Source organism: Olivibacter sp. 47 (genome assembly GCF_030372825.1).
Lineage (GTDB): Bacteria > Bacteroidota > Bacteroidia > Sphingobacteriales > Sphingobacteriaceae > Olivibacter > Olivibacter oleidegradans.
Genome location: NZ_JAUCNR010000001.1, coordinates 5,511,531 through 5,537,179 on the forward strand (window position 1 = coordinate 5,511,531; position 25,649 = coordinate 5,537,179).

The window sequence follows — 25,649 nt, forward strand, 5'->3', positions numbered from 1 at the left end:
TTATTTAATATATGCGCGGAGTGGTAAGTTGGTTTCTTTCAACGCGGAAACTGCGAGCCCGGCAACACACTTCGCACCAAATTCCGATAGATGGGTATCGTCCTTTTTCCCCTTGGGTAAAGAAGCAAATTTTCCAGGTGGAATATGTAAAAATAATTTCTTGGATTGCTCCGGCCCTGTTTTTTCTAAAAAAGCAGCTACCAGTGCATGTAAATCGATAAGCGGTGTATGTGTTAACTTCGCTACTTCACCTACAACCGTTAAATAAGCGCCGTGGGTATCTACGATATGCCCTTCTTGATCGAACTTCCGATGTGGTATGGATGTAAATAGAATGGGATATGCTTTTTTTGCCTGTACCTCTCGAACATAGCGTTCTATATTTTGCTTGAAGGTCGTATATGGCTCTGTATGCCTGGCCGTATCTGGTTTGGCGTCATTATGGCCAAACTGAATAAATACGTAATCACCAGCCTTAACCTGTTGTATGACCTTCGACCAAAAGCCCTCATCACGGAAACTTTTTGAACTGCGCCCGCTCATTGCCTCATTATGTATATGTACGTGTTCTGTAAATAAAGAGGGTGTAAGCTGCATCCAACCACGGATGGGGTATCCTTTACCAAATTTATCGAGATAACTTGCCCTATAATCGGCCATGGTAGAATCACCAATGGAATAAATATGTATCTCTTCGGTTTGTTTAAAGCTAAATAGACATATAAGGCCTAATATCAGGCCAAACTTTTTCATATAACGGTAGGGTATCATCTCGCTGCGATTAAATGTTTACAATTAATAACCATAGTCTTGTGTTAGGTTCGGGTTGGCATCGATCGCGGTCTGTGGAATCGGAAATAGCTCGCTGTGATTGGCCCTAAAAAGCTGGGCAACATTGGTAATCCAAACATCTGTTAAGGCTGCCATCCAATTTACTCTTACAAAACCCTCAGGCGCGATTGCAGGACTCGCTTTATACAACGAATTTCCCCATACAACTTCCTGTTCTGCCGGTTTATAATACATGTACTGCGGGAGTTGATCATAGGGAGCTACCTTATTTTTCATTTTAGTCAACACATCCCGCACCTCTTGTATCTTCTGACCAATCAGATTCCAGCGAATAAGGTCGTATTTTCTGATCCCCTCGCCGCCAAATTCAAGGTAACGTTCCTGTACCAAGCTGTTAAAAAACCCCTCTTTGTCGTTTGGAATATTTCCGGTTTCGTTTCCACCGTAAGCACGGGTTCTCACTTCCTGTAAGGCTAATATGGCCTCGCTTGTGGGCCCATTATGGAGTTCATTTTCAGCCTCCGCAAACATCAATAGGACATCAGAAAATCGGATTAGTGGCCAATTTAAACCCGTTGCCTGAATGGCGGAGGAAAGGCGCGGATTGATCCAATCCGAACGGAATTTTCCGCTGGTCATATTCAACAAGGGTTGCACCTTTTTACTATAATCCGGATCATTATAATAAGGTGCACAGGTAACATCCCGTCGGGTATCCAACGAATCAAAGGCATAAAAATAAGCAGGAATAATTCTAATCTGGCCATTTCCTAATAAAGAGGTATTTCCCGGCACATAAAATCGCGGTCCATCATAATACCCTAAATTACTATCTGTTTCACGTCCCATAGCTACTTCAAATAAGATTTCGCCATGTGGGTCGAGCGTATACGCATCAATTCCATCTTTGAATACCGCCTGAAAGCTTGGATTGAGGGTATGTTGTTCCCGATGTTGCATGAGTTCATAACATTCATCTCGGGCAATCTGATAAAAAGACAGGTAATCACCTGTTCGTTCCATACGGTTACTTCTGCGAAGGGAAAAGCCAGCACGATACAGAGCCAGCCTTGCCCGTAAGGCCTTTGCGGCTCCTTTCGTAATACGCTCATCGTTACTTGCTTCCGTACGCCAGGGTAACAGCTCTTGCGCAGTTTTCAGATCTGCAATCAAACGATTGTAGATCGTATCACGATCAACCTTTGGCAGGGTAAGCTCCGCCTGGTCGGCTGCTGGTTCGAAAGGTGCCGGTAAATCCCCCCAATTTCGAATAAGCTCAAAATAAAACTGTGCCCTAAGGGTGAGAGCCTCTCCGTGCAATCTCTTTAGTTCCAACTGTTCAGAGGCCGTACCATTGCTGTACTGATCCATTGCGGGAATGTTTTTAATACAAATATTAGCTCGTTCGACACCTGCATATAATTGTTCAAAAGGCCCCGCGAGCTGTGCATTGGTTGCCTGTAAATTATAGCGGGATAAGTCTCTGGAACTGTTATCTGGAGCGGCACCATTCAAAACACCAACCATTTCATCACTGTCGTAAGGATACATCAAGCTTAACCGACTGCCATAGGCTTGTAAACCCGATAAACGATCATATACGCCTAGTACCGCACTTCTTGCATTAGGCAGGTTACTGAATACATAATTTTCACTGAACGCAGAGGGCGGTTCCAGGTCCAAATAGTTCTTGCATGAAAATAGCGATACGGAAAGTACAAGAACAAGGATTATTCTTTTTAAATGAATCTTGGATATCATGATCATGGTATTAAAGCGTAAGATTAAGACCGATAATAAATGTTTTACTTCTTGGGTAAGCTGAATAATCAACTCCAGGTGTCGTGGGCACGGCTCTCCGTGTATTCACCTCGGGATCATAACCTGAATAATTGGTAAACACCGCTAAATTATTCACGGTACCATAAACTCTTAACTTTTTAAGTTTGATTTTATGAAGCATAGCACTCGGAAAAGTATAGCCAAAAGTGATGTTATTTATCCTCAAAAAAGATCCGTCTTCCATTGCCCAAGATGTAGGGTACCAAGCACCTACACCGCTGATGGGCATCCAGATACCGGCATTCTGATTCAAGGCGGCCAAGGCATCAGGTGCTATCCCTTTTACCACCTGCTTTCCTCCCTCGGTTACCACTTGCTGTACTACCTGGCCATTACCATCGATGGTCTTCCAACGATCATTCATAATTGCTAAGGAGTTTGAATTGCTGCTGTAACCATTGGTAAATTCTATCTTATTGGCATTGTAAATTTTGTTTCCGTACACGAAATTCAAAAAAATGCTCATATCAAAATTCTTATAGGTGAATTGCTGATACAAACCGCCCGAAAATTTAGGTGTCGCATCGCCAATGATAGTCTTATCATTTTCATCAATCCGGTTGTTACCGTCGAGGTCTTTCAATTTCATCCATCCCGGCTGGGCAGTGCCGATGGCATTAGAAACATCCACCACACCATCTTTTAGCGTATAAATGGAAGTCGCCGGATCATAATGAAAATCGTTCACTGAATAGAAGCCGTCTGATACAAAGCCATACATAGTACCAACAGATTGACCTACCTGCACGACATAATCTGCCGGTTGACCAGAGATGCCAAAACCAGAGTATTCATAATAATAAGACTGGCTGTTGGATAATTTGTCAATCCGATTACGGTTAAAAGATAAATTGAATGCCGTATTCCACGTAAAGTTCTTATTGCTGACGGCCGTGGCATTGAGTTGAAATTCGATGCCCTTATTGGACGTATTACCGATATTCTGTAACTGTGTTTTATACCCTGAGGTAGTCGGTATAGGTACGTTTAACAATAAATCGTTCACTTTATTGTGATAGGCATCTATCGTAAGCTGTATACGGGAGTTAAACAGGGCAAGGTCCAACCCAATGTTTTTAGATACCGTAGTTTCCCATATCAGATCACGATTTGCCAAATCATTAACCGCCAGCCCCGGTAGTATTTGCTCATTGAGGGCATATTTAGAACCAATACCGAAGATATTTAAAAACAAGTAGTCGTCTATTCTGTCATTTCCAGCGGAGCCATAGCTTGCCCTCAATTTTATATCCGAAATGAAAGGCATATTTTTCAGGAAAGGTTCTGCTGAAAGCCGCCAGGCGATGGAGCCAGAAGGAAAGAAACCCCAACGTTTATCGGAAGCGAATCTAGAAGATGCATCGGCACGTATGCTAAAGGAAGCCAAATATTTATCCGCGAAAGCGTAGTTTGTTCGATTGAAAAAAGAGACCGTACGTGTTTCGGAATTATAGGTTTGCGGATAGGTTGGAATAACCGTACCGAGGCTTAATTGGGCCAGCGCCTTTTCAGCATTAATCCCCTCTGGAAAATAGCGCAATTGGTTTTCTGTCCTCTTGGACGATATGGTATAAAATTCATTCCCTACAATCGCATCGATATGATGTTGCTCGCGCTGTATCTTAAAGGTTAAGACATTACTGTTGTTAAAACTGTTGCGTTCGGTACCCAAGAGTGATACCATAGGCAAGCGCGCACCTAATGTTCTGGCCCTTGAAGTGATCCCATCATCAAAACGATTAATGTCTTCGAGTTGATAGTTAAAACCCGCTGCCGTGCGGAATGAAAGCCAGTCGTTGAACACATAATTGGCATAGCCATTCAGGTTGGTGACGCGTGTATGTCTATTTCTGTATTGTGCATTGCTTAGCTCTACCGGATTTATAATACCAAGCGCATTTCCTGTATTGGTCTCTTCATAATAGGCTTCATCCAGCTCTTCTTCCGACAAACCGCCAACAGTAAGAGGCCTATATTTTATGGTATGCCGAAGCATATTATAAGTCGACCCCGATTCATCTGAAGTTCCCGCTCCGTTTATTTTTTGATTATTGTAGCGAACATTAAAACCAACTTTCAGTTTACTGTTTACCTTATTATCGAATCGAAAATTGAGCATTTTCCGATTAAAGTCTGAGTTAAGCATAATACCTTCCTCATCATTGCTGGTTAAGCTTAAGTTATATTGAATGGCTTCTGTACCGCCCGTAATACTCAGATTATGCGTCTGCATGAATGCATCGTTGCCAAATGTTTTCTGTTGCCAGTCTATAAAAGGTTCGTTTTTATATTTTTCCAGTTCATTCCATTGACCGTACATTGTGGCAAAGCCCTCTTCCATACTGCTGTTTCCTCTCGTACGTTCATACTGCCTGATTACGAAATCATAAGGATGCATCACATCCAACTTATTCGCCAATTGCTTTAAGCCAAAAATATTACTGTAGCCTATCTCCGTTTTCATTTCCCTTCCGCCTTTTGTGGTGATAATCACGACACCATTCGCTCCTCGTGCCCCGTAAATTGCTGTAGAAGAGGCGTCTTTCAACACGTCAATGGATGCGATATCTTGAGGGGACAAGCTATTGAGGCCATCTTCTACTTGTATACCATCAATAATATATAAGGGTGAATTATCTTGGGTAATAGAACCTCCTCCTCGAATTTTCAACTGGACATTAGCCCCTGGTGAGCCTTCTGATGTAGTTACCTGCACACCTGCCAGCCTGCCGGTAAGTGCTTCCGCGGCTGAATTAATGGGGATGTCTTTTAATTGTTTATCATTTAGGGAAGAAACTGAGCCTGTTAGGTCTTTCCGGTTCACGGTAGCATATCCGATAGCCACCACCTCATCCAGCATTACTTGGTCTTTTTTGAGCGCGATCTGCAGTGTTTGCTGGTTCGTAATCGGTATCTCTTTCTGTAAATACCCCATTGATCTGACAACCAAGACGGCATTATTACCCGCTGGAAGTGATAGCTGAAAATGGCCATTTTCATCCGTCTGCGTAACGACGGATGATCTGAGAACTAGCACGGTAGCCCCTTTAATCGGTTCCTTCGAATCCGCATCCCGAACGGTGCCGCGAATAGTTTCACTTGTCTTGTTTTGTTGTGCATATCCTTTTCCGTACAAAAGGAGCACTACGAGTAGCCCTAATAAAGCTGTTGGATAGGTTTTTTTTCGTTTCATAATTTAAACAGTAGGTTTTTTCCGCTCCTAATAGGACGCGGATAACACGACCCTGAGTTTATATTGGTAAAAATTGGCTGTTGTACAGGAATATAAAGCAATATATACTCCTCGTATTCCAAAAATATCAGTTAACCGCATTGCTTTCATGAAAATGATCAAGCTATTAACGAGAACGTTGCCGAAAACTGGCAGGTTTCAATAGTGTTCGAATACGAACACCGGTTGTCCATATTCGAACAACAATTGAAATAACAATAGCCCAAACGGCTAAAAAGGACTCTTTTTGTTATGGCAATAAAGTTGAGTAAAGATATAAGACGCAAGATTGTCTGACTAGCGGGTAAGACGCAACGTCGTAAAGGAGCTTTTAACATCTCTTGATACCTGCCTACCGGCAGGCAGGCTTGATACTTAATACTTGATACCATGTTAAAAAATTACATAAAAATCGCTTGGCGAAATTTGTTACGCTACAAATTCGTTTCCTTCATCAACTTGTTTGGTTTGAGTATCGGAATCACCTGTTGCCTACTCATCGCCTTGTATGTACTTGATGAACTGAGTTATGACCGCTATAATAGCAAGGCAGACCAAATCTACCGAGTAGAACGAACTTTCTTAAATACAGAGAGTAAAAGCGTCTCCCTAGAACTCGGTGCGGTTGCGCCGCCTGTTGGTCCTTTATTACAAAACGACTTTAAGGAAATTCAGGCACTGACCAGCATACTTCCTATTGGGGGTATGACCTTTCAATACCAGGACAAGGTATTCAATGAGGATAATGTCTACTGTGCGGATGAAGACCTTTTTAAGGTCTTTGATTTTACGGTAACTAAAGGTGATCCGAAAACGGCACTGCAAGAACCTTATTCCATAATGCTTTCGGAAGAAATGGCCAAGAAGTATTTCGGAACGGAAAACCCTTTAAATAAGTTGTTAAAAGTTGACCAAAAGCTTACCGGTACGGTAACGGGCGTTTATAAATCGCTTCCTTCCAATGCGCATTGGCATCCCAATATCATGGTCTCTTTTTCTACATTAAGGGATACTGCAATATACGGAGAGGAACAACTTCGTACCAATTGGGGAAACAACGCGTTTTATACCTATGTTTTGTTGCCTAAAGATTACAATGCCGGCAAACTGGAAACACAATTTCCGTCTTTCTTAAACAGACATATTCCCGGTGCCGACAATAAAGCCCAGGAGTGGACCTTCCTTTCGTTAAGAAAACTAACAGATATTCACCTTCATTCTCATAAGGATTCCGAATTGGAAGAAAACGGCGATATCAAACGGGTTTATATCTTCTCTATAATAGGTCTTTTTATTTTACTGATCGCCTGTATCAATTATATGAACCTGTCCACCGCACGCTCCGCCCTGCGTGCAAAAGAAATTGGAATCCGGAAAGTAGTTGGAGCAGAGAAAACAGAATTGATTTATCAGTTCTTAAGCGAAAGTGTCCTGCTCTGCTTACTGGCCTCGTTGATATCGGTTGTATTGACAGGAATGGCATTGTCCGGATTAAATCTACTGGCCGGAAAGACCTTTACGCTAAACCACCTGCTACAAGTCCCCATTTTAATTGCCATTACGATTCTTCCCTTCATTATTGGTGTGTTATCAGGCATTTATCCCGCCCTATTTCTTTCCGGTTTCCAACCTATCAAAGTACTGAAAGGTATTTTCAAAACCGGCGAGCATACATTTTCGCTCCGAAAGGCACTTGTAGTTTTTCAGTTTTCCATTTCCATTATATTGATCGTTGGTACCCTGATTGTATTCAGGCAACTTCAGTACATCCAAAACAAAAGTTTGGGTTTTAACAAAGAACAGATCGTTGTGCTTAATAATAACCAAGGACTGGATGGTACTTTTCAATCGTTTAAAACCAGCCTATTGGCTAACCCGAACGTTAAGGAAGTAGGACGATCAAGCCGAATTCCTTCGGGAAGGTTGTTAGATGCGGCCGGGTCGCAAATTAACTTAGGAAATGGCCTCGCTCCTTCAAAGGCTGATATCAAATATGTACGTAGCGATGCCGGTTTTATCCCTACTTATGGAATAGATATCATTACCGGCAGGAATTTTCGCGCCGATAATGATCGAGACACTTCATCCTTTATTCTGAACGAAGCTGCAGTTCGTGTTCTGGGATTAACGCCGGAAGACGCGATTGGTAAACCTTTTAAATACGACACGAGGGCGGGACAAATTGTCGGCGTTATGAACGATTTCAATTTCGAATCTTTACATCAACGCATTTTGCCCTTAGTTTTGTTTAGTTCTACTGATGAGAATGGTTACGGGCGAATTTCGATTAAGGTTAACGGGAATGTCCAGCAAGCTTTAGCGCACTTACAAGCAGTCTGGGAAAAATACTTACCGGAAACACCTTTTACTTATACTTTTTTGGATGACCGTTTTGCCGATCTTTATAAAGCGGAACAGCAACAACAGGTAATATTTACCTTATTTTCGTGTATTGCCATTGCCATCGCCTGTTTGGGCTTGTTCGGCCTTTCTGCTTTTACCATCACACAGCGCGTCAAAGAAATAGGTATTCGAAAAGTACTAGGCGCCAGTACCACAACCATTATTCGACTACTTTCTACCGATTTTTTACGTCTAGTCCTCATTGCTGCGGTCATCGCTCTTCCCTTGGCGTGGTATGTTATGAGCAACTGGTTAAACGACTTTGCTTATCGCATTGAGATGGAATGGTGGATTTTTGGTTTTGCTTTAGTTATGGCCCTGATCATCGCTTTTGTAACGATCAGCTTTCAAGCAATTAAGGCCGCATTGGCCAATCCGGTGAATAGTTTGCGCAATGAGTGAGGCTGGTTATTAGTTGTTGGTTATTAGTTGTCGGTTATTTTGCTATGTTCTATTAAGAGCTGATAACAAATAGAATAATAATAGCGATGATTTCATTTTAATCCAAATAGTAATCTGATGAAAGGTATTCTTCTGATAAGGAATTCATAAGTAAGGAAACAAGCGGTTATCGTAGCGAGCAAAACCAAAACAAATTGAATACGTACATCTATATCCAATGGAAAGATAAAATAAGATCCAAGGTAAAGAAAAATCATATGAAGTATGTAAAATGGATACGCCGCACGGCTTAAATAGCAAAGTATGCTACTGGGATAATTGAAATATTTGTAAGCAAATGCAAAAAATGAAATAATCCAGCAATTCGACTCAATAGACAGCATATAAGTCGGCGCTGAAGACTGAAAATAAGTAATCCTTATTATAAAAAAGGTTACTGCAAACGCAAGAAACAGCCATCGCCACCTTAGAATCATATGCCAAAAGGTAGCACCACACAAGACAAAACAAAAGCCGAAGAAGAACGCCAGCATCCCCAGAACGAAACCATGCCATGTCATCGCATACAATTCAAAAGGCATCGGATCAATTAATAAAACTTCGGCGATAAATACACTCATTACTAATAGTATGCCTTGCGGACTACTAAATGTCTTTTTCATGCTATTCACTAGCCGACTATGTTCTTGCCGCTTTAAATAGAAAAAAATCGGCGCGAACATGATAACATAAACAAAAAGGTTACCAAGAAACCATAGATGGCCGGGACCGGGTAAATAGGCTGTATCAAAATGGTAATACCTTTGCCATATATAAAGGTGGAGCGGAACGATCGATAGCATCCCAAAAAGAAATGGAAGTAATATCCTTTTGGCTCTCTCCAGAAAAAGTTGTTTCCAGCTTCTATTTCTCATGGCAAAATAAACACCCATCCCTGACACATAAAATAAAAGTGGTATCCGCCATATGTTCATCATGCTCATAGGGATCCACAAAGCATCCCATGATTTTTCATTCGTGATAAAGCCGATCATCATCCCCCAAGGCTGGAAACCGATTGCTATATGATATATCAAGAGCAATGCAATCGCGATGACCCGCATCCAATCAATATCGTATCTTCTATCTAGTACTGGCATATTCTTTCCTTTTTCTTTGTATATTATTTCAATTGGGCGGCTATCTCCGGTCGAATTTTTTCGAGATATGCGTAATCCAACTCCAATCCAAAAGGCTCAAGCATTTTACCCATCATATCATAGGTACTCTTGACTTCGCTGAAGGGCGCTGCTACAGATTCGTAGGCTGTAGCTCCATATTTATTCTTTATTGTTTTATCAGCCCCACTATCCAGTAACATTTTGACAATATGAGGCCGACCAAAAAATGCGGCCGTAATAAGTGCAGTGGATCCCTCCTTATTCTGAAAATTCAGATCTGCTCCTGCGTCGATTAATAGCTTAACCATTTCCGGCTTATCAAATAACGCGGCGGATATTAGCGGACTTGACCCTCCATAAGGATCTTTCTTATTTAGATCTGTTCCCGCGTCGATATGCTGCTGAACAGCTTCCAAATTTCCCGTTATAACTGCTGTGTGGATATCAACTTTTGGAGCGGCAACCTTGTCCTTATCTTCAATAGCATTTTCCTTTTGGTTAGAACCGCCTCGACATCCAGTCATAATAAACAAGGCTATTAAAAAGGATAATGTAAAAGCTGCTTTTGATAAATTTCTTTCTTTCGTTTTCATGATGGCTAGTATTAGTTGTTTTCGATTTTTTTATGTTGTAAAGATCGTTCTAGTTCACATGGTACACTAAATAGCCATGCGGATAAAACCATCAAGTTTAGAGATGACAATATAAATTATGATGAATCGATATAAATTATGATGCATAATCGTTCAAATAGGTATATTTCCTTAATAACAATAAGCTCCAAACGCAGAGAAGAGACCAGCAATTTCCTTTTATATGTGACGGTATTATATTGCCTATAAAAAGGAATTTGTCTAAGTTTGATATGAAAAGATAAGATGTAAACCAATGCCTGATTATCAGCCCATTGCAAATGAGTTTATCCGTCAAATTGCTACCATCGTGGAGAAAAATCTCTCTAATGAGCAGTTTGGCGTTTCCGAGTTAGCTGAAGAGTTGAACATGAGCCGTTCAAACCTACTCCGTAAAGTGAGAAAGCTCAGCAATTTGTCAGTAAGTCAACTAATCAGGCAGGTGCGTTTAGAGCATGGGATGAATCTGCTACGGGAGTCTTCTTTAAACGTTTCTGAAGTAGCAGACCGTGTCGGTTTTAGCAGCACGTCCTATTTTATCAAGTGCTTTCGCGAATATTATGGCTTCCCTCCCGGAGCGGCTAATAGTCAAAGAGAAGCAACGGAAAATATTCCTCCTCCTGCTATTTCCAAAAACCGTAATCGGCGCTTCATTTTTATCTTACTATCTGCCGGGTTAATCGTTGTATTAGCCATCGCTTTACTCAGGTATGGTATGAAAGATTCATCTGCTAAGAGCTCACTTGAAAAATCGATTGCCGTATTACCTTTCAAAAATGACAGCAATGATTCCACTAATGTCTATTTAATCAATGGTCTCATGGAATCTACGCTCAATAACCTTCAAAAAATAAAAGATTTGAAAGTAACGAGTAGGACATCGTCCGAAAAGTACAGAAATATATTCAAATCCATCCCTGAGATGGCAAAAGAACTAAATGTAAATTATTTTGTAGAGGGGAGCGGTCAAAAGATCAGTAACCAAATTTTGTTAAATGTGCAGTTGATTGAAGCTCTAAATGATCGACACTTATGGTCTCGTCAATACCGCAGAGAGGTTAAAGATATTTTTCAATTGCAGCAGGATATTGCCAAAGACATTGCCAAAGAAGTTCAAGCGACCATTACTCGTGAAGAACGATCGAGGATTGAAAAAAATCCAACCGAGAATTTGGTGGCATACGACCTTTTTTTGAAAGGCAGCGATTTATTACATAAAGGTGGCCGTACCAATTTAGAGCAGGGCATCAGCTATTTCAAAAGGGCTATTAAAGAAGATCCTCAATTTGCCCTTGCTTATGCCGTTTCTGCCATCGCCTATTACTATCTGGATCTTTTTCAAGAAAGAAAAATTTATACCGCTGAAATGGGTTTTTACGCAGATAAAGCACTTTTATGCGACCCTCTTTTGCCCGAGAGCCTGATCGCTAAAGCTTTATTTTATGCACATCAAAAAGACCATGAGGCTGCCATTCCCTATCTTGAAAAAGCCTTGGAATACAATCCTAATTCCATTTTGGCTATCCACTTTTTATCAGATTTTTACAACTATTCTATTCCCAATACCGCCAAGTACCTCGAGTATGCGCTTCTAGGGGTTAAGTTGAATGCGGGATTACAAGATTCTACGACCACAAGCGTTAACTATTTACACCTCAGCAATGCGCTGATACAAACCGGATTTGTCGAAGAATCACTTCATTACATTAATAAGTCGATAAGTTACAACCCCGAAAATTCCTATGCCACCTGGGTAAAGGCAGCCATCCTTTTTGCCAAAGATAGTAATACCGAACAAACAAAACAGTTGTTGCTGAAAGAATGGGATAGAGATAGTACACAACTCCATATTTTGCAGGAAATAGGAAATGTTTACTGTTACATTGGTGACTATCAAGCCGCTTATCGGTATTACAAGCAATTTATTAAACTGCGTGAAGCTCAACGATTGGACATTTTTAAACACGTAGATCTTACTGTTGGAATCGTTCTAGCTAAATTGGGCTTTAACGAGGAGTCGAATAAATTCATAACCAGTTTTAAAGAGTTTGCGGACAATGACCAATCTATTTATAAGCATGTACACCTAGCTATGTACTACGCTTATCTGAAAGACAGCAAGAAAACCCTCGATCACTTGAAGCTATTTAGCAAGGTAGATAATTATCAATATTGGATACTTTTACTTGAAAGAGATCCTTTAGTTAAACCTTTTAGAAATCTGCCTGAATTCAAGACGGTAATGCATACCATCAAAACAAAGTTCTGGGATAAGCACAAGGAGATAAAGGTATCGCTAGAAGAAAAGGGATTACTATAGTAGAGGTATAAAAGCAAGCGTGCAATACAACCCGATGAAACTGCCAATTCACCAAATCAAGAATTCCACCACTTCCTTGCTGTCACTAAACGAATTTTGGATTGAGGAAAATCTTATTTATCTGCGGGAAAGATATGATTAACGGTTTAGCCCATCTCGTAATGAAATAAAACATCTTGCTCGCAACGGATGCGTATATTGTAAATTTATGCGTATATTTGCTTTATTAAGAATGGCCCATGAAAGCAAAATTAAATTTAACTATTGATGAACAGCTATTGGCACAGGTAAAAGCATATGCCACCCAAAAACACAGTAGTGTTTCCGAGCTTGTAGAAAGTTATTTTAGAACATTCATTGTGAAAAAGCCGCCTGAAAAAGGAATCGTTCAGCTTATTGAAAGTTTGCCAAAACCTGAAATCCAAGATCAAGCGGATTTGGCAAAAGATTATTTTGAGGATAACGCGGATAAATATGGCTTTTAAAGTATTGTTGGATGTCAACATTCTACTAGATTTTGTTCTCCAAAGAAAAGCCTATGAAGAAGGAAAAACCATTATAGTCTGGGCGGAACAAGGGAAGATAAAAGGATACATATCCCCTTCTGTCATACAAATATGTGCTTACTGGATCACCAAATCATATGGTCCCGTTAAAGCAAAAGAAATTCTCGGTTCGTTATTAAGCTTTTTAGACAGTATCGAAATTCCTCATGAACAGGTTTTGGCGGCGATCCATTCATCTATGACTGACGTGGAAGATGCTTTATTATATTATACGGCTCTGCATCATAAACTTGATTTTGTCATTAGTCGCGATCAACATTTTCAGAAAAACAGCCTCCCTTCTCTACCCGTTCTTTCTCCTCAGGAATTTATTAGATTGAATGCATGATTTAATCAGAAGAGGCTCCTAAAATCTTTACTATTGGTTATTAGTGGCTCGTTATTGGTTAGTAGACTAAAAAAAGATGCCGTTAGCGAGATATAAGACGTAACTCTACAAATAGGAGTTTAAGAATATCTTGATACCTGCCTACCGGCAGGCAGGCTTGATACTTGATACTTAAACAAAAAAAGCCTGTATCTTTGTCCTATTATGAAACTTGATATTAGCTCCCTCAGGCAGTACATCAGACTTTTCGACGCATTTAATCCTTATGAATTATATGCGCTTTTAAGATTAAGAAGTGAGGTGTTTGTCGTAGAACAAAATTGTGCCTATTTGGATGCCGATAATAAAGACCAGTTGTGCCATCATTTATTAATCTATCAGGACGAAACCTTGGCGGCCTATGCACGCTTGGTTCCTCCGGGTATATCCTATCGGGAAATGTCGATTGGCCGTATTATTACCAGCAAGCTCGCCAGAGGAACCGGCTTGGGAAAAGAGCTGATGAAGCGGTCCATTCAAGCGTGTTATGAGCTATTTGGCGAAGGTCCCATCCGTATCGCTGCTCAGGTATATGCCACACCCTTTTACGAATCACTTGGATTTGTTGTGGATGGAGAAGTCTATGATGAAGATGGGATTGATCATATTGAAATGATCAAGAAAGTAGACGCCTAGACAAATTCCCTTTAACGAAACTTAATCCACTGTACGGTATCGCACACTCTGCTGTCCGATATCGAACAGCCACATCACTTACACTAGCAAAATACACTAAAAATCAAGACCTTATAATGCCCATTCGATTTGGCAAAGTTTTTAAGCAATTCAATGAATAGCCGATACATCGCCGAAAAATTGACAATATGTTTAAAAATTATATCAAAATTGCGTGGAGAAACTTACGAAAACACAAATTCAATACAGCGATCAATATACTGGGCTTAGCGTGCGGCTTGTCCTTTGCATTGCTTATCGGTGCATTTGTATGGCAAGAACTTCGGGTCAATCAAGACATTAAACATATTGATCAGCAATATCTCTTAAAAAGTAATCTTAACGAATATTCCGCCATTGGTATGCTCCCGCGGGCTCTTAAGGAGAATTATCCCCATTTAGTAAAGAACTATTTCCGCTTTGATGGCATCACGGCTATTATTGCCTATGACGGCCAACCTGTTCAAAGTAACGCTATTGTAGCTGATTCAAGTTTATTTGAAATGTTCGGTTTCAAGTTACTTAGCGGCAATGTAAACCATGCATTAAAAACACCAAATCAGGTCATTTTATCAGCACCCTTTGCTAAGTGTCTGTTTGGGAATGAGGAGGTGCTGGGTAAACAACTTACTGTCCGGAACTTTAACAATCAAGAACAGCTTTTTACGATTGGTGGCGTGTTGGAAAACAAAGGAGAAAATGCTGTTTTAAACTTGACGGGCCCCGCGACAGATTTAATACTACCAATACAATCAACCAGCTTTTTTGGCCGACCTATTGACGATTGGCAAAGCCTTTATATAGCTTCCTATTTAGAGCTACAACCAAATGTCTCTCCAAGTTCTTTGGAGAAACCTATACGAGATCTCATTCAAGCACATGCTCCTAAAGCGATCGTAAAAGATTATAAAGCCTCGCTGGCGCCTTTAAAGACCTATCATCTGGAAAAAGGTGATGGATCGATTAAGCATTTGCTGTACACCGTCTCGATCGTTGCTTTTGCTATTTTGCTCTTGGCTGTCATTAATTTTGTTAATATTAGCATCAATACCTCCGCTAACCGATTGAAAGAAATTGGCATCAGAAAAGTGGTTGGGGGTACCAAAAAACAATTACAGGCCCAATTTATTGCTGAAGCCTTATTGGCTGTGGTTATATCTATGTTACTATCAATATGCCTTTATCCTTTCTTGTCGAAGGTAATATCCAACGTATTGGGAAAATCCATCCCCTCACTTTTCAACTTACCCGGGTCGTTTTGGATATTCGCTATCCTTAGTTGTTTAATAATAGGACTATTTGCCGGAGCCTATCCGGCGCTTCGTTTATCCTCGCTTCCTACCGTCCAGTCAGCACGCGGTAAGCTGGCACAAAGCAAAGATGGGTCCTTTCTTCTTCGGGGGTTAATCAGTGTTCAATTTGCTATTGCGCTGATTGCACTGACATCATCGGCTATTATTGCCCAACAGGTTAGTTTGTTCTTTAGCAAAAACCTAGGTTATGATAAAGAATATCTATTAACGGTACAGGTGCCACGCGATTGGACTGCAGAAGGCTTACGACATACCGAAGTATTAAGGCAAGAACTCGCTAAACTCCCCGAGGTTGAAAATATTTCCATCTCTTATGATATCCCCGGGGCGATGTCTTCGGGCAATACAAACGTTCTGAAAAACGCGACAGGCACCGATCCCATCAGTACCGGTTTAGTTTTTTCCGATCGGCATTTTGCCGAAACCTATAAAATACCGCTACTTGCGGGCAATTTTTATAGCCCTAACGAAGCGTCCGAACCTACGGACCGTGTAGTAATCAATGAAGCTTTATCAAAGGCACTTGGTTATACCAGTCCTGTCGATGCCGTTAATCAAGCCATTTATTTTACGGATGCAAGTTCTGCTATCATCTCGGGTGTAACAAAAATTTTTATGGGACCTCTATGCACTTTCCCATCGGACCAATGCTATGGTTTAACATAAAAAACAGTAATGTTTACCGCTATTTCAGTATTCGCTTAAAACCAGGAAATGTCGGCGTTTCATTAAATCATTTAACCACTGCTTGGAAGCAAATATTACCAACCGCCCCGTTTGATTACACGTTTATGGATGCTAAACTAGCACAACAGTATAGGACGGAAATGCAGTTGAAACATGCAGGAACAGTAGCGACTATACTTGCAATGATCATCGTTCTATTAGGCATTGTAGGGCTTGTATCACACAATCTACAAAAAAGGGTGAAGGAAATAGGCATACGAAAGGTTTTAGGAGCCTCTGTTAGACAAATTATTTATCTGTTCATCCACGATGTATATCCACTGTTTCTATTAGCGGCATGCATAGCGGTACCAACTAGCTATTGGTTAATGAAAAAATGGTTAACAAATTATTATATAAGAACAGAACTGGAAGCAAGTACGTTTATTATACCCCTGTTGGTTTTAGGAGGAATTACATTATTCATAATTGCTTTGCAAACCATTAAAACAGCGCTTAATAAACCGGTTGATGCGTTGAGAAGTGAATAGATTTAGTTATTGGTTCTTGATTGTCAGCTGTTCGTAGACCTGTCAATCAAGATGCTGAAATCTGCCAAGACGCGTCAGATCAAACAACGAGTAACGGAAAACGAAATGATAAGAAACTATCTAAAAATTGCCTGGCGCAATATGCTAAAGCATAGGGCGCACACCTTTATTAATATATTGGGAATGGCCATCGCCTTTATCTGTAGCATGCTATTATTGGCTGCTGTTTATCACGAATTTTCTTTTGATAAGTTTCATCGGTATAAAGATCGCGTATTTAAGCTCTATGAATTCCATAATTTAGTAAAGGGAACGGAACTTGGCGCTACCATGGGTTATCCGGTAGCTACCTACCTGAAGAAGGAGAATATTGGGATCGACAAAGTAACTCGAATTAAAAATAGTGGTAGAGAAATTCGTAATGGAGCCAAATCACTCGAGCAGGGAATAAATCTAGTTGACCCTGACTTTTTCGACATCTTTTCCTTCCGGATTATACACGGTCAAACTCGCTCACCGTTGGATAACATAGATGCTATCGTGTTGAATCAAACGACCGCAACTAGTTTATTTGGCCAACAAGACCCCATAGGAAAACCAGTTGAGATTAAAATAGGTGGTGATTGGAAGCGTCTTATCGTATCCGCTGTAATGGAAGACGCTCCGCAGAATTCAACCTTTAAGCTCCCCATCTTGGCACGCACAGAGCTAGATCCCAACTGGGCCAGAACCAAGGAAGAATGGTATGAGCAGCATCACAATGTATACGTGCGCCTCGCGCCACACGTAAGTCAAGCACAAGCGGAAAAGCAACTGCATTTGTTCGTGCAAAAGTATTTGCATCCAGACGGGGAGTCTTTAAAAAGAGACGGATTCAAAGCCGATGCCAATGGCGATTATTTAGGTATGCGTTTGTTATCCTTAAACAAGCTTCACTTTAATACGGAAATAGGTTCGGGCGATACCGTCAGCAAAACCTATCTTTATATTCTCCTGTTGGTGAGTATCGTTATTTTATTTATTGCCTGCTTCAACTTTATCAATATTCAAATCAGCCTATCATTCACTCGCAGCAAAGAACTAGGTGTAAGAAAGTGTTTAGGAGCCGCCGCCCGGCAGGTATGGGGACAATTGTTTTGGGAGAATTTTATACAGATCGGACTCTCATTATTTATTGGTTTGTTAGGTGTAGCTGCGCTTATTAAAATACTGACGCTTTATAATTTCTTTAAACTCGATCATGCCGTTCTTTACAATCCGCAAATGGCAATAAGTGTATGTGCCATATGGATACTCATTTCCTTTTTATCATCCGGATATCCCTTTTTCATCTTGAACAAGCTTAAAACTACAGACATCTTTAAAGGCAAATTCAGCATTATTAAATCAGGAATCGGCAGGAACATTCTGATTACGCTCCAGTTTATCACCGCTATCATACTAATCTGTGCGACGGCTATATGCTATTTGCAATTTCAGCATCTTCGCACGGCTAGTCTTGGTTACAATACCGCATCCATTGTTAGCATACCCGTTAAAGACGTTACACACGGTCGGGATATCAGTGCCAAATTACGTACGCGTCTCGCTTCTAACCCGTCGGTATTAAGTGTAACGGGTGCAGACGTTAATTTGGGTGTTGGCAAAGATGGAAGTACTTCTAAATCGCAGGTCGGCTTCAGCCATGAAGGAAAGAATATAAAAACAACCTACATTTCAGCTGATTACGATTTTTTGACAACACTGTCCATTAAACCATTGGAAGGAAGGGATTTCTCTGTTGCTTTTTCAGCAGACACATCAGCAGCTGTTATCATCACGGAAAGTATGGCCAAGCAACTCGGTAGCGGGCAATTACTGGGGCGCAATATTAATACCGATTCAGCGGGCCGCAATGGCTGGCATATCATAGGCATCATTCCAGATTTTCACCTGTATTCTATGCACAATCCAACGGAGCCCCTCACAATCGCTATTGAAGGCGACCCCTCCCTAGATTATATTTTCGTAAAAGTCAATACGCAAAACCCGGTTGCTACCATGGATATGCTCAAGAAAACGTATGCCAGCTTGGAACCGAACGCAGAGTTTAAGGGAAGCTATATTGATGAGAATATCGACCGTTGGTATAAAAAAGAGAAACGCCTAGCTACGCTTTTTTCGGTCTCGGCGGGAATTGCCATTTTGCTTTCGTGCATGGGCTTATTTGGTCTAGCACTCATTATTATTCATCAAAAAGTAAAAGAAATCGGTATACGGAAAGTATTGGGTGCTTCGGTGGCCCATATCACAGCTAAAGTGATCCGCGAATTCGTGAAACCTGTTATCATTGCCTTTTTAATTGCGGCCCCTATTGCTTGGTGGACTATGAATCTGTGGTTAGACGATTTTGTTTATCGTATGGATATGCCCGTTTGGATTTTTCCCTTGGCGGGAGTTGCCGCATTACTAATAGCAATTTTGACAGTAGGTGTTCAGTCATTACGAGCAGCCAAAGCAAATCCGGTGGATTCGTTGAGAAGTGAATGATTTTGGTTATTGGTTAATTGTTATTGGTTATTCGTATGATCCTACTCAGAATGAACAACGAAGACCGATAAAGGCATAAGACTCTTATTCACATATAGAGCAGCCATTCATCCATATTTTCTGGACTAACAATTTGCGGGGAGGCTTCTGGATAGTTTGCAGTAAATGTTTGAGGAAAACGTACCTTTCTTTTGCCAGACCGTTTAAATTCAAATGCATGGAGTTTGCCATAATCGTCTTCTATTAAATCAATTTCCCGCTGTTGGGTCGTTTTCCAAAATAACCATAATATTTTTGGATTTGATTCCGAAATAATCATAATATTTCTGGATTACATGCAAAAGTTACGATGCTTTTTACCGAACAGGTAAGCGATAATGTGTTTATCTCATTCTGTTTTTAATTTCAAATGCCCATAGAGCTTTATTAATAACTCGCAGGGATCAACATCAATCGCTTTGGCAATCAATACCAATTCATCAGCCCTTAATTTTGCTGTAGGGTTAAGCGACAGTTCACTAATCCTTGGTTTACTTAATCCCGTACGCCTTGCAACAAGCGATTTATTGACAGATTTCTTGGCTAAATATTCTCCTAACGAAGTCATTTTGTAAGATTTTAGTTTATGTTGTACCGACAAATATTCTATTTATATAGAATTTCTTTACATTTTATTTGAATATTGAAATTATTTCTTTAAACTTGTAAAGAAATTCTTTACAAAAATGAGCTTATACACAGCAATTAGATGTTGTCACAATAAATCCCTTGATCATGAATGATATTAAACCCATTCTGGAAAAACTGGCTGAAAAGATTCCTGTTGACTGTATTTACGAATTCCCCTATACTTTTTTAGGGGAAGAGAAACAGCACCTACTCATTGTAATTGACTCCAAGTGTCAGGTTCCTGCCAAAACCTTAGAACCAATGGCTGAACTCTGTCTAGCGGAAACACCCTTGCATAGTTATACGTTGATACCTTATGGCGAACTGAAAACAGCAATCAAAAACGGAACACTCTACTCCACCTTGGCATGCCGCAAGCAGCATTTGAAACTAAGTTTAGGCAAAAAACCTCTTCCTCATCTTACACAAATAGAACTGGAAAGTATCCGAACAAAGGCGCGGGAACATTTTGAAAAAGCAGCGATTAAACAGCGTGATTTCTTAGAAGGTATGGAATTCTATCGTAGCAAAAACAACTTTGAACAAGCTCTGTTTATGTTGCACCAAGCTACAGAATTAACCTTTCGGGGTATTGAAAAGGCTGTTTTTAAGCGTGATCGCCCCTGTCATAGTTTACAGGAGCATCTTAAGTTAATTACCCGGTACATCCCTGAACTGGCGACCCTTTTTGACAAAGAAGAACCCCATTATTATCGTTTAGTCAAATTGATCGATCAATCTTATACGGCCGTGCGTTATGAACGACAGTTTGAAGTGGAAAAAGAGGAAATCGAGCAGTTGGTATTCAAACTGATTCCCGTTTTAGATTGGTGCAACGACTATTACCATACTTGCATGATCGAACTCGATGCGATGATCCGGCAAGCATCGGTCGAACCCATTATACAGGCAACAACAATCAACGCCCCACCCACTATCACGCTATCACTTCCCGATCAATTACGCAACCAGTTGAATGAACAACAAGCAAAGGCTTTAACTACTATTTGCACGAATCTTATTAAAAAGGAAGCGCTGCAACAGCTAGTCCTTATTGGACATGAAACTCATGAATCACAAAAAATAGCCTTTTACCAATGTGATAACCTTGATATCAGGCAAACAGAACATTGTTATCTGCTTGGCATCAGTACGAAGAGCAGTACTTCTAAAAGCCATATTATTGCCCATACGGATATCCGGGTTACCGTAATTTTATGTGCATCATCCAGGGTAAGTCAAGCGCTCGAAAAGAAAAATCGCTTTTTTATACAAACACTTACCCACGGGACGGTACTTTACCAAAATGCAGACCAACCCTTATTCTCTATTCCTGAACCTGATTGGATGCTGACTTTAGAGAAAGCACAAGCTGCTTGGAATTATAAAAAGTATAAAGCCGATACTTTTCTAACCTGCGCAGAACTTGCCATCCATCAACGTCAAGACACTCACATAGCCATGTTTCTTCTCTCTCAGAGCATGGAGCAACTTTGTATTGGTTTGATTTATGCCTGTCTTGGCTATCATGTAGATCAGAGCACGCTTCCATTTTTGCTTCAGGTCACCAAGCTTATATCGCCACAGCTCGCTGATTGTTTTGTTTTCGGAGGAGACGACACAAAGCAGGCATTTAAATCGCTTGCCAACAGTCTGCATGCCGTTCGTTATAAAAAGGAAGCAGCTCCCAACGACAAAGAATTGGCAATCGCTATGGCCTGTTACGAACGTTTCCAAGCCATTGCCATCGCTTCCTGCACCACTAATTTCGCTCAACTGGAGAAGCGAATACTGGCAGAATCTTCAAATAAAGAATTGGTTGAATCGGCAAAAGACGACCATGTCGTAAAACCTAGCAATGCGTTGTAGCCCTTCCTAAACCTAGCTACATGTTTTGCGTAAACACTTCTATTTTTGTGCAAAATAAATTTTGCGGGGACAGCACCGCAAAATTTATTTGGAGGTCGTGTTAGATGAAGTTTACACCTCCGGGTACTAATTATTGTTTACGCAGGTATTTAGTTAGAATCACAATCAACTGTCCCTCTACTCTTCCTTCTATCTGCTCGGGATTATCTTCTACCAAACGAATATTTTTCACCACAGTTCCTAATTTGGCGGAGATCGAACTTCCTTTTACATCCAATGTTTTTGTCAATACCACGGAATCGCCATTTTGGAGCACATTGCCATTTGCATCCTTATGCATCGGCTTAAGAGCTTCTCCTTCTTCAAAAAACCCAGCTTGTGCCCACGAAAGCGTCTCTTGCTCCAAATAAAGAATGTCAAGTGCATCCGCTGCCCAGCTTTCTCCTTTCAAGTGGTTCAGTACCCGCCAAGCTAATACCTGCACGGCCGGTAGCTCACTCCACATAACATCCGGCAAGAAACGCCAATCTTCGGGAGAAAAAGCTTCTTTACCTTCCAGCTGATCCGCTAATGTCTTGGCTATTACAAGCTCATTATTCGAATAGCTATCAGGAGTTATGCTATAAACCACCAATTCCCCTTCTTTGTTACTTAACTCACATCTCCCACCGCTTCTGACCATTAAGGTTTCATTTATTACCATTTATATACTTTTAGACTGCAAAGATACGCTTTTACGATGGCTAAATAGATTCTTCGCAGTCTAAAAGTCTCTCTGAATTACGGTCTGGATATATCAATCATGTTCCAAAATATCATCTAAAAAACATAATACTCTTGGATTTAACTCAAGAATTAGGACACCTTTTTACCGAATCAATCCCCGACACTTTTACGCTTCGGGATCTTTCTTTATGGGACCTTTATACCGCCCTCCTAAAGGTTACCTTACAAAATGGTATTCTCAGCTGTCCTTTGTACGGAAACGAACACTCTTTGTTCATTTCCGTACATTACTTTTATTCTAAACCTCGTTCAAGCTGCGAAAGCACTGCTTTTTTATTGTGGCCGCCTAATTGTGCACAAACAGTTGGTTAAGGTACGTTCGTCATTGAAAAATAGTACCCAGCAACAACGTAATCGACACAATACATATTGAAATCTTATACAGTAACCAAATGATTAATCATCACCTTAAAGCGACCTTTCGCTATTTATGGCGGAATCGACTATTTACAGGTTTAAATATTTTGGGATTGGCCATAGGCATTAGCGCGTCCTGGATCATCTTTCGAATGGTTAGCTTTGAATTTAGTTATGATAAATTTGAACCCGATCGTGAACGCATTTTTCAACTGACATCGAGCTTCAAAACACCAGATGGACGGGATCGTGAGATGGCTGTTGTTCCTAAAGGTGTATTGCCAGCAATGCTCCGGGAAATTTCCGGACTGGAGGAGGTTTCTCCTGTTTATTATCAGCATTACGAAACGGCCCAAACTGCCAAAAGTCCGTTGGTAGAAAACCTCTCTGAACGGATAGCCACATTACCAGGCTATTTTAAAATGATAGGCTATCAATGGCTAGCGGGAAATGCCCAGCAGGCTCTGAAAACACCAGAGCAAGTTATATTAACTGCTTCGCGAGCACAATACTATTTCCCCGGTAAACGCCTTTCAGAAATTATTGGACAAACCATCACCTATAATGATACCATACAAAAAACGGTGTCCGGTGTTCTCGCAGATTTAGGCTATCTCAATAGTTTTCCTGCACAAGAGTTTTTTCCTATAGACCAAGAAAGTCTTACCAGTACCGATTGGAGCAGCTTATCTTCCAATGAGCTATTGTTTGTTAAGCTTAAGAAAGGGGTTAGCACTAAGACTGTTCTTGATCAATTGAATGCACTAAACGAAAAGATCAACAGCGAGGTTTTTAAACAACGCAACTTTAAATCACATTTTAAGCTGCTTCAGCTGAAGGACAAACATTTTGCCACCCAATCTGACACCCGTACCGCCAATAAATCCGTATTATTCGGCTTGATAGGCATTGCGTTCTTTCTACTTGCCCTAGCCTGTATCAATTATATTAACCTGACTACCGCACAAATACCTCAACGGGCAAAAGAAATAAGTGTTCGGAAAACGTTAGGAAGTACGTCAGGAATCATTATCCGTTCTTACTTATTGGAAACTTTTGTTGTCTGTCTACTAGCAGTCGCCTTGTCACTATTTCTAACATTTTTATCCCTGCGCGTTTTTGCGGAATACATCCCCGAGGGTATGAACAATTTCACCAATTATCCCGGTATGATTGGCTTTTCCATTGCATTGATCAGTTTTATTACGGTTCTTGCAGGACTCTATCCTAGCTGGCTCGCTACCCGTGTACAAACCGTCCGCGTATTAAAAGGTGAAACAAAGCAATCGATTAGGGGCTATCAGTTGAATCTCCGTAAGGGACTGATTGTGTTCCAGTTTGTAATTGCGCAGGTATTTGTGATTTGCGCCATTATTATCGGACAACAACTGAAATATACTTTGGACAAAGATTTAGGTTTTGAACATGAAGCCATCTTAACGGTCGAAATCCCCTATAAGCTACAGCAAGACTCGCTTTTTCAAGGCTCTCAATTTGTTTTAAAGCAACGACTGGCTCAACATCCCGAGATCGCAGCGGTTTCTTTGGGCGACTTACCGATGATTGACCGAATGACGGCTTGGTTAATGGATTATCGCGGAAAAAACGGCACCATACAAAAGCAAGTGATGTTTAAAAATATAGACAATAATTACCTTGATCTTTATCAAATACCGTTACTTGCGGGAAGGAACGCCCAGTTAACGGATACCGTGCGCGAATTGCTTCTAAATGAAACCGCGCTCAAAGCCTTTGGCTTCTCTCGTGCCGAAGAGGCCATTGGGCAAACTTTATATCAAGGTAACATGCCGCGGACTATTGTTGGAGTTATTAAAGATTTTCATCAGTTTAACTTGAAGAGCACAATTGATTTACTCGGTTTTACAGCGCAAAAGCCTGGTTTAACAACTTTTAATATCAAACTATCTTCACCTAAGGTTTCCTCCTGGAAAAAAGCGATTGCCCTTATTGAGCAAGAATGGAAACAAGTTTACCCAACAGCGCCATTTTCTTATCAATTCTATGATGACACGATAAAATCGCTATACCGGCAGGAGCATAGTACATCCCGACTGGTGAATGTGGCTACCGCTATAACTTTGTTGATCAGCTGTCTAGGACTATATGGCTTAGCCGCCTTTACCGCCTTTCAACGCACCAAGGAAATTGGCATTCGCAAAGTGCTGGGAGCTACCGTTGGCGGAATAACCGGACTGCTCTCTAAAGACTTTATCAAACTGGTATTGATCGCGTTAATGATTGCCACACCAATTGCCTGGTGGACCATGAATAAATGGTTAGAGAACTTTGCGTTTAAAATAACCGTGCAATGGTGGATGTTTGCCTTCGCCGGACTAGGCGCAGTTACAATCGCTTTATTAACGGTAAGCTATCAAGCTATTAAAGCTGCAATTGCTAACCCTGTCGATTCATTGCGAAGTGAATAGAAGTTAGAAGTAGTAAGTTTTAGGTCATAAGTGTCTTGATAAACTAAACAAAGAAGTTAATAATAAGCCAC

At 40.7% G+C, this 25,649-nt stretch carries 19 protein-coding genes; 10 read left to right on the plus strand and 9 right to left on the minus strand.

What is annotated here, in order from left to right; translation table 11 throughout:
* Genes QT327_RS23890 through QT327_RS23900 form a run of 3 tightly spaced genes read right to left on the minus strand, consistent with a single transcriptional unit; the run spans position 1 to position 5,827 of the window.
* Positions 1-753, minus strand: a complete 753-nt coding sequence (locus tag QT327_RS23890; RefSeq protein WP_130854709.1) for a rhamnogalacturonan acetylesterase — start codon at positions 751-753, stop codon at positions 1-3.
* 42 nt (positions 754-795) lie between these two features.
* Positions 796-2,553, minus strand: a complete 1,758-nt coding sequence (locus QT327_RS23895; protein ID WP_130854708.1) for a RagB/SusD family nutrient uptake outer membrane protein — start codon at positions 2,551-2,553, stop codon at positions 796-798.
* Positions 2,554-2,563: 10 nt separating this feature from the next.
* Positions 2,564-5,827 (minus strand): SusC/RagA family TonB-linked outer membrane protein, encoded by a 3,264-nt coding sequence (locus QT327_RS23900; protein WP_130854707.1) that lies wholly within the window; start codon positions 5,825-5,827, stop codon positions 2,564-2,566.
* 429 nt (positions 5,828-6,256) lie between these two features.
* Here QT327_RS23900 and QT327_RS23905 point away from each other — a divergent pair, with 429 nt between their 5' ends.
* Positions 6,257-8,671, plus strand: coding sequence for an ABC transporter permease (locus QT327_RS23905; RefSeq protein ID WP_130854706.1), 2,415 nt, complete (start codon positions 6,257-6,259; stop codon positions 8,669-8,671).
* Positions 8,672-8,763: 92 nt separating this feature from the next.
* On the opposite strand, the gene QT327_RS23910 is transcribed toward QT327_RS23905, so the two are convergent.
* Together QT327_RS23910 and QT327_RS23915 are read right to left on the minus strand one after the other, a co-directional pair.
* On the minus strand, positions 8,764-9,810 hold the full coding sequence (locus QT327_RS23910) for an acyltransferase family protein (protein WP_130854705.1): 1,047 nt from the start codon (positions 9,808-9,810) through the stop codon (positions 8,764-8,766).
* A 23-nt stretch (positions 9,811-9,833) separates the two neighbouring features.
* Positions 9,834-10,424, minus strand: a complete 591-nt coding sequence (locus QT327_RS23915; RefSeq protein ID WP_130854704.1) for an ankyrin repeat domain-containing protein — start codon at positions 10,422-10,424, stop codon at positions 9,834-9,836.
* A 295-nt stretch (positions 10,425-10,719) separates the two neighbouring features.
* Here QT327_RS23915 and QT327_RS23920 point away from each other — a divergent pair, with 295 nt between their 5' ends.
* The 7 genes from QT327_RS23920 (at position 10,720) to QT327_RS23950 (ending at position 19,450) form a co-directional block, all read left to right on the plus strand.
* The gene (locus tag QT327_RS23920) at positions 10,720-12,783 is read left to right on the plus strand and encodes a helix-turn-helix domain-containing protein (RefSeq protein WP_289554172.1); all 2,064 of its coding nucleotides are present in this window, start codon (positions 10,720-10,722) and stop codon (positions 12,781-12,783) included.
* Between the two features lie 239 nt (positions 12,784-13,022).
* The gene (locus QT327_RS23925; RefSeq protein WP_130854702.1) at positions 13,023-13,268 is read left to right on the plus strand and encodes a DUF6364 family protein; all 246 of its coding nucleotides are present in this window, start codon (positions 13,023-13,025) and stop codon (positions 13,266-13,268) included.
* Positions 13,258-13,677 carry a type II toxin-antitoxin system VapC family toxin gene (locus QT327_RS23930; protein ID WP_130854701.1) on the plus strand — a complete coding sequence of 140 codons (420 nt, stop codon included), beginning with the start codon at positions 13,258-13,260 and terminating at the stop codon, positions 13,675-13,677. Before QT327_RS23925 ends, QT327_RS23930 begins: the two co-directional genes overlap by 11 nt.
* A 204-nt stretch (positions 13,678-13,881) precedes the next feature.
* On the plus strand, positions 13,882-14,352 hold the full coding sequence (locus QT327_RS23935) for a GNAT family N-acetyltransferase (RefSeq protein WP_130854700.1): 471 nt from the start codon (positions 13,882-13,884) through the stop codon (positions 14,350-14,352).
* Positions 14,353-14,540: 188 nt separating this feature from the next.
* Positions 14,541-16,370 carry an ABC transporter permease gene (locus QT327_RS23940; protein WP_289554173.1) on the plus strand — a complete coding sequence of 610 codons (1,830 nt, stop codon included), beginning with the start codon at positions 14,541-14,543 and terminating at the stop codon, positions 16,368-16,370.
* Positions 16,331-16,921, plus strand: coding sequence for an ABC transporter permease (locus tag QT327_RS23945; protein WP_289554174.1), 591 nt, complete (start codon positions 16,331-16,333; stop codon positions 16,919-16,921). The genes QT327_RS23940 and QT327_RS23945 overlap by 40 nt, the downstream gene beginning before the upstream one ends.
* A gap of 105 nt (positions 16,922-17,026) precedes the next feature.
* The gene (locus tag QT327_RS23950) at positions 17,027-19,450 is read left to right on the plus strand and encodes an ABC transporter permease (RefSeq protein WP_165446906.1); all 2,424 of its coding nucleotides are present in this window, start codon (positions 17,027-17,029) and stop codon (positions 19,448-19,450) included.
* Positions 19,451-19,538: 88 nt separating this feature from the next.
* On the opposite strand, the gene QT327_RS23955 is transcribed toward QT327_RS23950, so the two are convergent.
* The 3 genes from QT327_RS23955 to QT327_RS28405 form a co-directional block, all read right to left on the minus strand.
* Positions 19,539-19,769, minus strand: coding sequence for a DUF4143 domain-containing protein (locus tag QT327_RS23955; RefSeq protein WP_130854697.1), 231 nt, complete (start codon positions 19,767-19,769; stop codon positions 19,539-19,541).
* Positions 19,770-19,838: 69 nt separating this feature from the next.
* Positions 19,839-20,057, minus strand: coding sequence for a helix-turn-helix domain-containing protein (locus tag QT327_RS23960; protein WP_013664512.1), 219 nt, complete (start codon positions 20,055-20,057; stop codon positions 19,839-19,841).
* 124 nt (positions 20,058-20,181) lie between these two features.
* Positions 20,182-20,268 carry a hypothetical protein gene (locus tag QT327_RS28405; RefSeq protein WP_354004832.1) on the minus strand — a complete coding sequence of 29 codons (87 nt, stop codon included), beginning with the start codon at positions 20,266-20,268 and terminating at the stop codon, positions 20,182-20,184.
* Between QT327_RS28405 and QT327_RS23965 the strand changes: the two genes are divergently transcribed.
* On the plus strand, positions 20,234-21,988 hold the full coding sequence (locus tag QT327_RS23965; protein WP_354004833.1) for a HEPN domain-containing protein: 1,755 nt from the start codon (positions 20,234-20,236) through the stop codon (positions 21,986-21,988). The genes QT327_RS28405 and QT327_RS23965 overlap by 35 nt on opposite strands.
* 130 nt (positions 21,989-22,118) lie before the next feature.
* On the opposite strand, the gene QT327_RS23970 is transcribed toward QT327_RS23965, so the two are convergent.
* Complete coding sequence (locus tag QT327_RS23970; RefSeq protein WP_130854695.1) at positions 22,119-22,691, minus strand: PhnA domain-containing protein; 573 nt, start codon at positions 22,689-22,691, stop codon at positions 22,119-22,121.
* Positions 22,692-23,166: 475 nt separating this feature from the next.
* Here QT327_RS23970 and QT327_RS23975 point away from each other — a divergent pair, with 475 nt between their 5' ends.
* The gene (locus QT327_RS23975; RefSeq protein WP_130854694.1) at positions 23,167-25,578 is read left to right on the plus strand and encodes an ABC transporter permease; all 2,412 of its coding nucleotides are present in this window, start codon (positions 23,167-23,169) and stop codon (positions 25,576-25,578) included.
* The last annotated feature ends 71 nt before the right edge of the window (positions 25,579-25,649 follow it).

Excerpts from the sequence above, each read along its gene's own strand:
- QT327_RS23935 (WP_130854700.1), top strand. The coding sequence starts at position 13,882 with ATGAAACTTGATATTAGCTCCCTCAGGCAGTACATCAGACTTTTCGAC.
- QT327_RS23955 (WP_130854697.1), bottom strand. The coding sequence starts at position 19,769 with ATGATTATTTCGGAATCAAATCCAAAAATATTATGGTTATTTTGGAAA.
- QT327_RS23925 (WP_130854702.1), top strand. The coding sequence starts at position 13,023 with ATGAAAGCAAAATTAAATTTAACTATTGATGAACAGCTATTGGCACAG.
- QT327_RS23960 (WP_013664512.1), bottom strand. The coding sequence starts at position 20,057 with ATGACTTCGTTAGGAGAATATTTAGCCAAGAAATCTGTCAATAAATCG.
- QT327_RS23940 (WP_289554173.1), top strand. The coding sequence starts at position 14,541 with ATGTTTAAAAATTATATCAAAATTGCGTGGAGAAACTTACGAAAACAC.
- QT327_RS23975 (WP_130854694.1), top strand. The coding sequence starts at position 23,167 with ATGATTAATCATCACCTTAAAGCGACCTTTCGCTATTTATGGCGGAAT.
- QT327_RS23930 (WP_130854701.1), top strand. The coding sequence starts at position 13,258 with ATGGCTTTTAAAGTATTGTTGGATGTCAACATTCTACTAGATTTTGTT.
- QT327_RS23890 (WP_130854709.1), bottom strand. The coding sequence starts at position 753 with ATGAAAAAGTTTGGCCTGATATTAGGCCTTATATGTCTATTTAGCTTT.
- QT327_RS23920 (WP_289554172.1), top strand. The coding sequence starts at position 10,720 with ATGCCTGATTATCAGCCCATTGCAAATGAGTTTATCCGTCAAATTGCT.
- QT327_RS23905 (WP_130854706.1), top strand. The coding sequence starts at position 6,257 with ATGTTAAAAAATTACATAAAAATCGCTTGGCGAAATTTGTTACGCTAC.
- QT327_RS23950 (WP_165446906.1), top strand. The coding sequence starts at position 17,027 with ATGATAAGAAACTATCTAAAAATTGCCTGGCGCAATATGCTAAAGCAT.
- QT327_RS23915 (WP_130854704.1), bottom strand. The coding sequence starts at position 10,424 with ATGAAAACGAAAGAAAGAAATTTATCAAAAGCAGCTTTTACATTATCC.
- QT327_RS23910 (WP_130854705.1), bottom strand. The coding sequence starts at position 9,810 with ATGCCAGTACTAGATAGAAGATACGATATTGATTGGATGCGGGTCATC.
- QT327_RS23970 (WP_130854695.1), bottom strand. The coding sequence starts at position 22,691 with ATGGTAATAAATGAAACCTTAATGGTCAGAAGCGGTGGGAGATGTGAG.
- QT327_RS23900 (WP_130854707.1), bottom strand. The coding sequence starts at position 5,827 with ATGAAACGAAAAAAAACCTATCCAACAGCTTTATTAGGGCTACTCGTA.
- QT327_RS23945 (WP_289554174.1), top strand. The coding sequence starts at position 16,331 with ATGCACTTTCCCATCGGACCAATGCTATGGTTTAACATAAAAAACAGT.
- QT327_RS23895 (WP_130854708.1), bottom strand. The coding sequence starts at position 2,553 with ATGATATCCAAGATTCATTTAAAAAGAATAATCCTTGTTCTTGTACTT.